Annotated in this window: 10 protein-coding genes; 2 read left to right on the top strand and 8 right to left on the bottom strand. The window is 68.9% G+C overall.

Features of this window, described 5'->3' with window-relative positions:
• Positions 1-288 precede the first annotated feature (288 nt).
• The gene (locus ACWDS7_RS42295) at positions 289-906 is read right to left on the bottom strand and encodes a helix-turn-helix domain-containing protein (RefSeq protein ID WP_451933870.1); all 618 of its coding nucleotides are present in this window, start codon (positions 904-906) and stop codon (positions 289-291) included.
• Positions 907-1,251: 345 nt separating this feature from the next.
• On the opposite strand from ACWDS7_RS42295, the gene ACWDS7_RS42290 reads away from it, so the two are divergent.
• Both ACWDS7_RS42290 and ACWDS7_RS42285 read left to right on the top strand, forming a co-directional pair.
• Positions 1,252-2,133: a hypothetical protein gene (locus tag ACWDS7_RS42290; RefSeq protein WP_451933869.1), complete on the top strand. Its 882-nt coding sequence runs from the start codon at positions 1,252-1,254 to the stop codon at positions 2,131-2,133.
• A gap of 209 nt (positions 2,134-2,342) precedes the next feature.
• Complete coding sequence (locus ACWDS7_RS42285; protein ID WP_451933868.1) at positions 2,343-2,960, top strand: signal protein; 618 nt, start codon at positions 2,343-2,345, stop codon at positions 2,958-2,960.
• A 1,259-nt stretch (positions 2,961-4,219) separates the two neighbouring features.
• Here ACWDS7_RS42285 and ACWDS7_RS42280 read toward each other — a convergent pair.
• The 7 genes from ACWDS7_RS42280 to ACWDS7_RS42250 all read right to left on the bottom strand — a co-directional run.
• Positions 4,220-4,987, bottom strand: coding sequence for a PIG-L deacetylase family protein (locus ACWDS7_RS42280; RefSeq protein WP_451933867.1), 768 nt, complete (start codon positions 4,985-4,987; stop codon positions 4,220-4,222).
• A gap of 3 nt (positions 4,988-4,990) precedes the next feature.
• Positions 4,991-6,178: an ROK family transcriptional regulator gene (locus tag ACWDS7_RS42275; protein ID WP_306862040.1), complete on the bottom strand. Its 1,188-nt coding sequence runs from the start codon at positions 6,176-6,178 to the stop codon at positions 4,991-4,993.
• Complete coding sequence (locus ACWDS7_RS42270) at positions 6,178-7,008, bottom strand: carbohydrate ABC transporter permease (protein WP_306862038.1); 831 nt, start codon at positions 7,006-7,008, stop codon at positions 6,178-6,180. The genes ACWDS7_RS42275 and ACWDS7_RS42270 overlap by 1 nt, the downstream gene beginning before the upstream one ends.
• A 1-nt stretch (position 7,009) precedes the next feature.
• A complete protein-coding gene (locus tag ACWDS7_RS42265) occupies positions 7,010-7,915 on the bottom strand; it encodes a carbohydrate ABC transporter permease (protein WP_451933866.1) in 906 nt (301 codons plus the stop codon).
• Between the two features lie 3 nt (positions 7,916-7,918).
• Positions 7,919-9,328: an N-acetylglucosamine/diacetylchitobiose ABC transporter substrate-binding protein gene (gene ngcE / locus ACWDS7_RS42260; protein WP_451933865.1), complete on the bottom strand. Its 1,410-nt coding sequence runs from the start codon at positions 9,326-9,328 to the stop codon at positions 7,919-7,921.
• A gap of 111 nt (positions 9,329-9,439) precedes the next feature.
• Positions 9,440-10,390 carry an N-acetylglucosamine kinase gene (locus ACWDS7_RS42255; RefSeq protein ID WP_451933864.1) on the bottom strand — a complete coding sequence of 317 codons (951 nt, stop codon included), beginning with the start codon at positions 10,388-10,390 and terminating at the stop codon, positions 9,440-9,442.
• Positions 10,384-10,714: family 4 glycosyl hydrolase (locus ACWDS7_RS42250; RefSeq protein WP_451933863.1), on the bottom strand; the 331-nt coding region annotated here is incomplete at its 5' end. The genes ACWDS7_RS42250 and ACWDS7_RS42255, both read right to left, overlap by 7 nt.

Below are 10,714 nucleotides of genomic sequence, written 5' to 3'. Positions count from 1 at the left end.
CTCGTACAGCTTGCGGCCCATCAGGAACGCCGCCGCGTTCTGCACGCCCGCCCCGATCGCCGCGCCCATCTCGTCGTTGAAGTACGGGAAGTGCCACTGGTCCGGCGACTCGACCACACCGTCCAGCGAGATGAAGAAGTTCGAGACGATCCTGCCCATTGCGGTGCTCCCTTGTCGTTGGTTATGAGGAGTGGCTCACGATCGCGGCCCGGATCGACCGGCCTCCACGCGACGACCTCCCGTTCGGTGGCGATGGCCGCGACTGGGAGATTAGGCGAGGACGGGCACTCAGGTCTTGTACAGAAGCGACAGCGGCTCCGACGGAACCCGGTCGCTCAACTGCGTGGCGGTCCGCCCGATGTAGCGGGTCAGCGACCGCGCCAGGTGCGGTTGGTCGAAGTATCCGAGCCGGTGGATCACGTCGTGGGCCGGCGTGCCCTCCTGGATCAGGACCGCCGCCTGCCTGGCACGGTCGATCTGCCGGACGGCGCCGCGGGTGAGTCCGGTTGTCGCCACGAAGCGCCGCTGGACGGTGCGTTCGGACACCCCGGGCGACGCGCCGCGGAGCACCGCGGCGACGATCGGGTCGCGGTCCAGGACGCCCTCACGCACCATCCGCCGTACGAACGCCTCGGCGTTGTCGTAGTCGGGAGGGCGCCAGGCGGAACCCTTCAGCCAGAACGATCTGCGCGTCACGCCGGGGATCTCCACAGAACCGTCGACGAGCCGATCGACCGGAAGATGGGGCATCGAGGTGCCGAGCGAGAAGCTGATGCCGAAGAACGTGGCGTCTTCGGGGACGGGGGCCGGACCCGCCTTTGACCCCGGCCCTTGAACGGCGGCGCTGGCCTGACCGCGGTGCTCCCAGAAGACCAGATCCCAATGGGCTGTCGCGATCGACGTCATCCGGTCGACGTCATGGCTGCTGCTCCGCCACACCCGCTCGATGTACGGTGAATCGGACGATCGACTCTCGACCTCCAACCCCATCCGAGTCATTCCCCCTCGCCCCGTTGGCGCTGCCGGCGCCGCCGGGCAGGCAGTGCGGCACGAGACCCGCCAAGAACATCATGTCATCTGGTGAGCCGGCGGCAGCGGACGAGAGCGGCGGCGATGGTGACGGAGAAAACGGAGCGGACAAGGTCTCCGACGGAATGTGCCCGTTATCATCTCAGTTGAGCCTCACCTTTCCGTTGAATGCTCTAAAAGTCCGTTGAATGCCTAAAAGCTCAACAAAAGGACAAATGCCCCATGAGACGATGGGCTGCCCTGGCGGTCGCCGTACTGCTCGCGTCCGTACCGGTCTCCACGGGTCCCGCCGCCGCGCAGGCAGGCGCTCCCGATCCGGCCCGCGCGCTCAAGCGGCAGTTCCGGAGCGAGCACGGCGTCCGGATCTCCGAGACCAGCCGCTACTTCTTCGGCGCGAAGTCGACGGTCTCCGGGAGCGGGACCCGGATCAGCGGTAGCCTCCAGTTCGCCCCGTCGGGTCCGGTGGCCGCCGATTTCACCTGGCGGGACCTTCCCCGGCCGGGGACCGAGGGGCTCCCACCCGAGAAGTCGGCCCCCCACCATGTGATCCGCGTCGGCAAGGACGTCTACGACGACGCCGACCAGTATCCCGGGCCGGTCCCGGAGGGCAAGAAGTGGATCCGCTTCCCGAACGAACACAGGGGGAGCATGGGCCGGGACATGGCCCGGGACGCCAGCCTGCAGCCGCTCAACGTGTACGACCCGTCCATGATGAAGGCCGTGCTGAAGTGCTCGACGAGCAGGCCCGTCTCCGGCGGCTCCCTTTACCGGGGCACCATGAGTTACAAGGAGCTGAGCAAGATCTCCAGGGATGCCCTCGTCAGCTGGACCTCGGGGCGGCCCATCGGCGAGAGGAGCAAGGGGAAGGTCTCCTGGCAGCTCTGGACCGACCGTTACGGCCTGCCCAAGCGCCTGGTCACCACTGACACCGCGGGAGGGGGGAGAGATCCACTGGTCAAGCGGAGCGACACGCGCTACACCGACTGGGGATTCCGTCTCGTCATCACCGCCCCGCCCGCCGACGAGGTCATCGACGAAGACGATCTGCTGGATTACGTCCGCGCGCAGAACACGCCCATTCCGATGGACGCCAAGAACACCTGAGGCTGGACGCCAAGAACACCTGAGACGCCCTGACGGTCACGAGAACGGGCCCCGCGAGTAGGCTCCCCAGAGCTCCGCGGGGATCCGCTCGCCCCAAGGGGGATCACCCCTCAGCGTGATGATCTATCGGCCTCTGGAAAGGCCTCCGAGCGGGCCACCGGCGGCGGTCAGCGCGATCTTCTCACCCACTGGGAGTCTATGATTCCCGGATGTCCCTCAGATCCGCCGTACCGCTTCTGCTGATCCTCGGTCTCATCACCGGCTGCGGGACGGCTCACGAGGACGGCACGGACGGAACCGCGTCTCCGGAATCGGCCGCCTCGCCGGCGGAGACGATCCAAGGACGCTGGTGGACCTGGGCGGCCTCGGAAGGCGAGAGCACAAACCCGGTGACGGATACGACCGGGGAGTTCTGCGACCGGAACCAACCGGAGGACCTGTGGTTCCTCGCCGGGACCTTCGGCGGTAACTCGCAGCGGACATGCTGGGTACCCGCGGAGCGGCCGCTGGTGTTCCCGCTGGTGAACCTCGCCGACTCCGAAGCCTCGTGCAAGGAGTTCATGGCCACCGCGGAAGGCAGGGCCACCCTCAACGGCAAGCCGGTCGCGTCCGAACGGATGGAGGACGACAGCGTTGCCGTGACCGGTGTGGCCGGTAACCCGCTGACCGGCGAGGAAGGAACGGACACTTACTACGCTTGCGGCATCTGGGTGCGCCTCCAGCCGCTGCAGCCCGGCCGCCATACGCTGACCATCCGCGGGTCCTCCGGCGACTTTTACGCAGGCGTCGACTACACACTCATCGTCGAGTCCGGGCAGCAAGCATGAACACGCCGTGAGATTTCGTTGAACGGCGGCGCTGTGCCGTTGGCAAGTGCTGCAGGGGTTATCCGTCCCGCAGCACCATCGCGGGCATCCGGCGTGTTCTGCGCTCCGCGGCCGGCTTCTCCGTCGGAAGCCTCGGCCGCCGACGTCCTCGCCAAGACAACGGGCGAATAGCGGTAACGCGCCGTACCGCCGGCGGCTCGACGGCCGGCGCATCAGATCAAGACGCTGAAAAGCCCCTGAGACGGCGCCGCCCGTCCAGGGGCTTTCCGCCGGAGCGGGTTGCCTGTCCTCAGCCGTTGCGCCGATCCGGATCACGTAGCGGGTGTGGGCCCCGTCCATCCACTCCCGGTCGATCTCCCTGCCCGTCACCCTGCCGACGAGCGCCAGGGCCGACGTGAGGCAGGTCGCCATGGGCGGGCTGTATCCGTTGTGGACAAGCCCGATGAAGTCGCCCCACTCGCCGGGGAGGTCCTCCTGTCCGTAGTCTTCTCCACTCTCCAGCCGGGCCTCCTCCCACGCCCAGTACTCCAGCCACCCCGCCGGCAGTTCGGGATCACTCTCCCAACCGGAGTCACCCAGGTCGAAAAGCAACCCCTGAGCGTAGGAGTCGAGCGCATGCGGATCACTTCCCCAGCGCTTTCCGGGGACGGTGACGCTGAAGTCCGTCACGTAGTGACCGTTGACCCCGTATTCGAGGTCACGCGGCCCGTTGATGTCCCAGCGCATCAGCAGCGCCCGCCCGCCGTACGAGAGCTCCCGCAGAGCCTCCTCGCAGCCGAACCCCTGCACCTGGATGATCTGTGTCCAGTCCGCCGTCAGCCGACCGGCCCAGACGATCCCCGCCTCACCGTCGGAGGGCCGCCGCTCACGCATGACATCCGTCCACGTGCACTCGACTGAGTCGTCCACATCCGCGTCCGCCGCGACGCCCGGCAAGGGCGTCGGCAAGGACCCCGGACGGTCAGGAAAAGAAGAAGGTCCCTGAGTGGGTGATCCCCGCTCAGGGGCCTTCATGCAGCTGCGCGGCCGAGAGGACTCCAACCACTTCCGTGGACGCAACCACCTCGCGCTCCCGAGCAGGCCGATCGGTGGACCTGGCCCATCGTCGCCGCCTACGCCCGGTTACGCCCGGCTCGCAGTCTCGTCATCGGTCCGCGCCTGCCCTGGGAGAGACCCTTGGCCGCCCACACGGCACTACCCGCGGCCCCGCTCCACGTCGTCCGGTCACCAGAACGACCAACCGGGTGGCCTGACACCCGTCATCGGGTCAGGAGCGAAGCTCGGCCGAACGGCATCAGCCGGCGTAGCTCGGCCGCGTCGGCCTGCCTGCCGTACGGCGCGAGCTGGAAGGTCTCCGGCCCGAGGAACTCCGACCAGTGCTTGCCGACGAAGGAACGGCAGGCGTCCACGTCGCCGGCCGGGGGCACCTGGTCCAGGAGGCCGCGCTGGAACGGGGCGAACTCCAGGAACTGGGAGGCGTGCGCCAGGCAGGCGTCCAGTTTGGCCTGCGCCACCGGCGCCACGTCCACCACCACGTCGTCCCGGTGCGCGGGGCCGGAGGCGTAGTCGGTCATCAGCAAGCAGACCGGCTGCCGTTCCAGGGCGGGCTTGCCGCACTCGACGTTGCGCACGGTGACAAGCTCCACGGCCTGCTCGGCCAGCTTTCCCGCGGCCCGGTTGTCCGGGTGACCGGCACCGTCGCCGTGCAGGGCGATCACCAGGTCGGGCCGCCAGGCGCGGATCTCGCGCATCAGTCTCAGGCGCAGCTCCACGGTCGGTTCGAGAAGGCCGTCATGCACGTCGAAGATCTCGTAGTCGACCACTCCGAGAGCGTCGGCCGCGCGCCAGGCCTCCTCCGCTCGGCGGCGGGCCAGCGGAGCCCGTTCGAGCTCGTGGTGCCCGGCGTCGCCGTTGGTGAGCGTCAGGAACTTCACCGCGTGTCCCGCCCCGGCCAGCAGGGCGGAGGTGCCGCCGGCGTAGAGCTCGGGTTCGTCGGGGTGGGCAGCGATCACCAGGGTGCGCAACATCTCTCAGCTTTCGTTGACGGGGCCGGTACGGCCTGCCGTACCGGCGTGGAAGACCTGTTCACGAGCCAGGTCGAGGGCGTGGCGGACGGCGCCTTCGAGCACGGCGTTACCGCTGACGCGACTGACGGCGACGGTGACGGGTGCGAGGCCGGTGGGGGCCAGGAGCTCGGCGACGCGGATGCGCAGCGGCTCGCCCGCCGCTGTGCAGAGGGGACCGCCGAGGACGACGCGGCCGGGGTCGAGCACGCCCACGGCCGCGGTCACGCCGAGCGCGACACGTTTGGCGACATCGTCGAGGAACCCGACGGGAAGCTCGGCGCGGAGGAATCGCGTGACCGCGCGGAGGGTCGGCTCGACGTCCGCCCCGTGCGCCTTGGCCAGCTCGGCCAGCGGGGCCGCACCGAGCAGCGCGCCCAGCGGGCCGCCGTCCGGCCCGTAGAGCCGCCCGCGGCTCACCGGATCGGGCACGATCACGGAGCCGACCTCGCCGCCACGTCCGGTGACCCCGCGCCACAGGGCATCGTTGAGCACGGCCCCGGCGCCGACCCCGTTCCCCACCCAGAAGAGCACGAAGCTGCTCCCCGTGTGCTCTTCCAGCTCCCGGATCGCGACGAGGTTGACGTCGTTCTCCAGCCGGAAGCGCTCGGTGCCCAGCCGCTCGCGCAGGTCGCCGAGGTCGTCGAGGTGCGACCAGCCGGACAGCTGCACCGCCTGGCGCAGCCGGTGACCTCCGGCGTCGACGACTCCAGGCACGCCCAGCACGATCTGGTCGAGGTCGTCGAGCGTGACCCCGGCGTCGTGGGCCGCCGCCTGCACCGCCTCGGTCAGGAACGTCACCGCGTCGGTGCCCTCGCCGGGGGCTTCGGCCTGGTAGCCGCCCCGGACCTCGCCGGTGAGGTCGGCCACCGACACCTCCACGGCACGCGCCGTCAGATCCAGCCCCGCGACCCAGGCGGCCGAGCCGTTCAGCCCCCACAGTTGGGCGGCGGGGCCGGCGTTGCCGGGTTTGGTGCCGGCCTTGCGCACGAGGCGCCCGTTCTCCAGGCGGCGCAGCACCTCGGCGGCGGAGGCCTTGGAGAGCCCGGTGTGGACCTCGAGCTCGGCGCGGGTGAGCGGACCGTGCCGGAGCAGCAGCTCCAGGGCGGCTCGTTCGTTGAGCGTGCGGAAGACGGTGGGGTTTCCGGTGGACACTACTTCACTGCTCCTGACGTCAGCCCGGACTGGATGTGCCGCTGGAAGAAGATATAGGCCACCACGACCGGCAGGACCGTCATGCTGAGCGCCGCGAACAGCGCCGGCCAGTCCGCCTCATACCCGGCAATGGTCGAAATGTCCGCGATACCTTGCGTGATGACCCAGTTACTCTTGTCCCCGGGCAGCAGCACCAGGGGCAGCAGATACTGGTTCCACTGGCCGAGCACGTTGAAGATGGTCAGGCTGACCATCCCGGGCTTGGCCATCGGCAGCATGACCTGGAAGAAGGTCCGTGTGTACGAGGCTCCGTCGATCATCGCCGCCTCGGCGACCGCGTCCGGCAACCCCCGGAAGAAGGAGGTGAGGAAGAAGACGGTGAAGGGCAGCGAGTACGCGATGTAGACCAGGATCAGCCCGACGTGCGTGTTGAGCAGCCCGAGCCCGTCGACGACGAAGAAGAGCGGCACCAGGGCGAGGAAGACCGGAAAGGCCATGCCCGACACGAACAGGAAGTAGATCAGCCGGTTGCCGGGGAATTTGAAGCGGGCCAGCACGTAGGCGGCCATGGAGCTGAGCAGCATGGTGCCCGCGACGCCGAAGAAGACGACGACCACCGTGTTGAGCAAGTACCGACCGACGCTGGCACGTTCCCAGGCCCGCACCCAGTTGTCCCAGCGCAACTCGCCCGGCAGTTGCAGGGCGTCACCGAAGATCTCGCCGTTGCTCTTGAAGGAGGCCAGCAGCGTCCAGATCAGCGGGGCGATGATGAGCAGCGCCCACACCGCCAGGACGGCCTGCGAAAAGCCCCCGAAGACTTTGCGGCCCATGTCAGTAGACGATCCTCTCGCGCCTGGTGACCCGCATCGTCAGAGCGGCGAAGGTGAGGGTCAGGAAGAACAGCGCCACGCCGAGCGCCGAGGCGTAGCCGAACCGCGAGTAGCCGAAGGCGTTCTTGTAGATCTCCGTGGCCAGCACCGTGGTCGCGCCGTCGGGCCCGCCCTGTTCCATGGACAGCACGTTGACCAGGGCGAAGCCGTCGAAGGCCGCGATGCCGAGGTAGATCCAGCCGACCTGGACGGTCTCCCAGAGCAGCGGCAGGGTGACGGAGAAGAACATCCGCGCACGGCCCGCGCCGTCCAGGGAGGCCGCTTCGAAGATGTCCTTCGGTATGGCGGCCATTCCCGCGGAGAAGAGCACGACGTAGAAACCGACCGCCTGCCAGACCATGACGGCGATGATCGACCAGAGGGCGAGCCGCTGGTCGGTCAGCCACCCGACCGGTTCGATCCCCAGCTTGACGAGAGCGCCGTTGATCACACCGCTGGAGTCGGGGCGGTAGACGGCTTTGAACAGCACGCCGACCACCGCCACCGCGAGCACCTGAGGCAGGAAGAAGACGACCCGGTAGAAGCCGGAGCCCTTGACCCCGGTCATCGTGCCGCCGCGTGAGCCGCCTGCCGCGTTCAGCAGATAGGCGAACAGCAGCGCGAGGGAGACGGTGGCCAGCGGCATGGTGACGAGCAGGACCAGGTGGTTGCGGAGCGCCTGCCAGAATGCCTCGTTGCCGAACATCCGCCGGAAGTTGTCCAGCCCGACGAAGTCGAGCCCGGCCGAGACTCCGCGCCAGTCGGTCAGCGCGATCTGGAACGCCTGCACGTACGGGCTGATCACGAAGACGGCGTAGAGGAGGACGGGGAGGAGCAGGAACCCCGCGACGAAGCCGTGCCGCCTCATCGGTCAGACGCTCCGGGTCTGCTTGGCGATGGAGGAGTCGGCCTTGAGCTCGTCCGCCTTCTTCTGCATGTTCGCGCAGAACTGGTCGGGAGTGGTGCGACCGGCCATGACCGAGTTGGTCTGGGTCTGCCCGTAGTCGAACAGCTCCTTGTACCAGGTCTCGAAGCGGGCGTCGGTGATGGTGTTCTTCCCGGCGGCCTCCTGGGCCTTGGCGGCGCTGTTGACCGCCGAGGTGAGCTGCAGGCCGTCCACCAGGCCGTTGACGATGGTGAGGTTCTTGGTCATCTCGGTGTAGCCGCGCGCGCCCTCCTTCGAGAGCATCATGCGCAGGTACTCCAGGCCGCCCTGCGGGTTCTTGCCCTTGGCGGCGACGAAGAATGCCTCGGAGACCCCGATCATGATCGCTTCGTACGGCAGGGCGTCCGCGGAGGTGATGCTGGGCACCGGTGCGATGGCGTACTCAAAGGTGTCGGGCCTGTCCTTGGCCATCTCGTTCTCCGGCCAGGAGCCGCACGGGTAGAACAGGACCTTGTCCTGCAGGTGCTTGACCTGGGTCTGCGTGTGGTCGAGACCGAAGTAGGCCTTGTCCCCGTAGTCCTTCTGGATCTGCGCCCAGGCGGCGACGGCCTGCCGGACCGGCTCGGCGGTCCAGGCGCCGTCGGCCAGGTTGTCGATGTCGATGATGACCTTGTTGCCACCGATCTTGGCGGCGCTGTAGATGAGGTTCCACAGCTGGTAGAACGGGCCGACCTGGCCAGGGTAGGCGAACAGGGTGATCCCCGCCTTCTTCGCCTCCTCACCGAGGGCGTTGAACTCCGCCCAGGTCCTGGGGACCGACCAGCCCTTGGCCTCGAAGAGCTTGGCGTTGTACCAGAGGGCGCGGTGGGCGACGGTGTACTGCAGGACCCGCGGCACGCCGTCGATCAACGAGTTCTCGTAGGCGCCGCCGACGAGAGTGTCCTTGACCTTCTTGTCGGGGAAGGCCAGGGAGGGGGCCTCGAAGAGCGGGGTGAGGTCGGCCAGGTGTCCCTCCTGGACCAGTGACTGCAGGTCGAGCGCCTCCGGCCCGGAGTTGTTGACCACGTCGGGCACGTCACCGGCGATGAAGCGGGGGCGCAGCTGGGTGCCGACCTTCTGCGTGGCGACATGCTTGATCTCGGCCTGCGGGTAGGTCTTGCGGTAGGCGGCCTCATGGAGGTCCACGGCGTACTTGTCGCCGTTGCCGCCGCTGAAGATGACGACCTCCAGCCGCCGGGCGGCGTCCACCCCGAGCGGGTTGTTCGCGGAGGTCGCGGCGGCGGAGGCGGTGGGGCCGGGGGCGGCGTCGCGACCGGCGGTGACGCAGGCGGCGAGGGGGGTGGCGAGCGCGGCGAGACCGAGCCCGCGCAGAACGTCGCGGCGAGTAGGGGACATGCTTCCTCCTGGACGCTAACCGTCCGGATACCTTCCAGACGGTTAGCGGCTGACTATAGGTCGCGGTTCCGTTACCCGTCAAGGACGCGGCGGGCCCGGGATCACCGGGGCTCAGAACTGCCCGAGCAGCCGGGCTTTCGCATCCTCACCTGCGCCGATGTGGTCCAGGGCGCTCAGTGCCGCGCCCGCGATGGGCGGCAGTTCGGCGACGACTCGCTCGGCCAGCGGCGCGCGGGCCGCGAACCGCTCGTCGAGCAGTGCGGTCAGCAGCGGATCACGGGCTCGCAGAACGCCCCCACCCAGGACCACCTCGGTCGGCGTTCCGAGCAGGTCGAGACGGGCGAGGCAGACCCGGGCCATCGTGGTGATCTCGTCGGCCATCCGCGAGACCAGCCCGAGCGCGATCTCATCGCCGCCGGCGGCCACCTTGAACAGCCCTGGCGTCAGCTCCAGCAGCCGTTCCCGCTCCAGAGCGCCGAGGTGCACATCGACCACCACCCGCTCGACCGTGTCCGCGCCGAAGTGCGATTTGACCAACTCGGCCAGCTCGGTCGGGGCGCCCCTGCCGTCCTCGGCGCGGATGGCGTACCAGAGCGTCTCGGCCGACAGGCCGAGGCCGCCACCCCAGTCGCCGCTGATCGCCCCCAGGGACAGGAAACGAGCGATCCGCCCCGTCGGCGAGACGCCGACCGCGTTGATCCCCGCGCCGCAGACCACCGCGACGCCCCACGGGCCGGATGCTCCTGACCGGAGGAGGGCGAAGGTGTCGTTCCGCACCACGACGTCGCGGGCCAGCGCGCGTCCCGAGATCTCGGCCCCGATCGCCTGTTCCTCCTCCGGCAGGTCCGCCCCGGCCAGAAAGGCGACCAGGTGATCGGCCTGGCCGGTGAGACCGACCGCCTGCCGTACCACGCTCTCGATGACGTCGGCGGCGGGCCCGACTCCCCCGCTCTGCGGAACGAAGGGCCCGCCGCGGCCACGAGCGAGGATCTCCCCCAGCTCGTTCAGCAGCACCACATCGGTCTTGCTGTTGCCTCCGTCGACGGCCAGCACGCTCACCACGACAGGTGCCCTCCGTTCTTCTCCAGCAGAAGCGCGGTCAGCTCGGCGGCGATCGCCTCCTGCCCCACCAGCGGGTGCGCCAGAAGCGCGTTGTGCACCCGGTCCGCTCCGCCGTACAGCGCCGCCTGGAGGGCCAGCTCCTCATAGGCGGAGACGCCCGCGATCAGGCCGGCGTAGAGCGGCTCGACCGGCTCGACCGGCAGCGGTACGGCTCCCGCCTTGGTGATCTTCGAGGGCACCTCGATGACCGCGTCGTCGGCGAGGAAGGGCAGCGTACCGTTGTTGCGGGTGTTGACCACCTGCACGTCGCCACGGTCACCGAGC

Source organism: Streptosporangium sp. NPDC003464 (assembly GCF_053588315.1).
The sequence above is the reverse complement of the archived record's forward strand: the minus strand, read 5'-3'. Positions and strand labels throughout refer to the sequence as shown.

Bases quoted from the DNA above. Each gene is read 5' to 3' on its own strand.
- ACWDS7_RS42295 (WP_451933870.1), bottom strand. From the start codon at position 906: ATGACGTCGATCGCGACAGCCCATTGGGATCTGGTCTTCTGGGAGCAC.
- ACWDS7_RS42290 (WP_451933869.1), top strand. From the start codon at position 1,252: ATGAGACGATGGGCTGCCCTGGCGGTCGCCGTACTGCTCGCGTCCGTA.
- ACWDS7_RS42285 (WP_451933868.1), top strand. From the start codon at position 2,343: ATGTCCCTCAGATCCGCCGTACCGCTTCTGCTGATCCTCGGTCTCATC.
- ACWDS7_RS42280 (WP_451933867.1), bottom strand. From the start codon at position 4,987: ATGTTGCGCACCCTGGTGATCGCTGCCCACCCCGACGAACCCGAGCTC.
- ACWDS7_RS42270 (WP_306862038.1), bottom strand. From the start codon at position 7,008: ATGGGCCGCAAAGTCTTCGGGGGCTTTTCGCAGGCCGTCCTGGCGGTG.
- ACWDS7_RS42265 (WP_451933866.1), bottom strand. From the start codon at position 7,915: ATGAGGCGGCACGGCTTCGTCGCGGGGTTCCTGCTCCTCCCCGTCCTC.
- ngcE (WP_451933865.1), bottom strand. From the start codon at position 9,328: ATGTCCCCTACTCGCCGCGACGTTCTGCGCGGGCTCGGTCTCGCCGCG.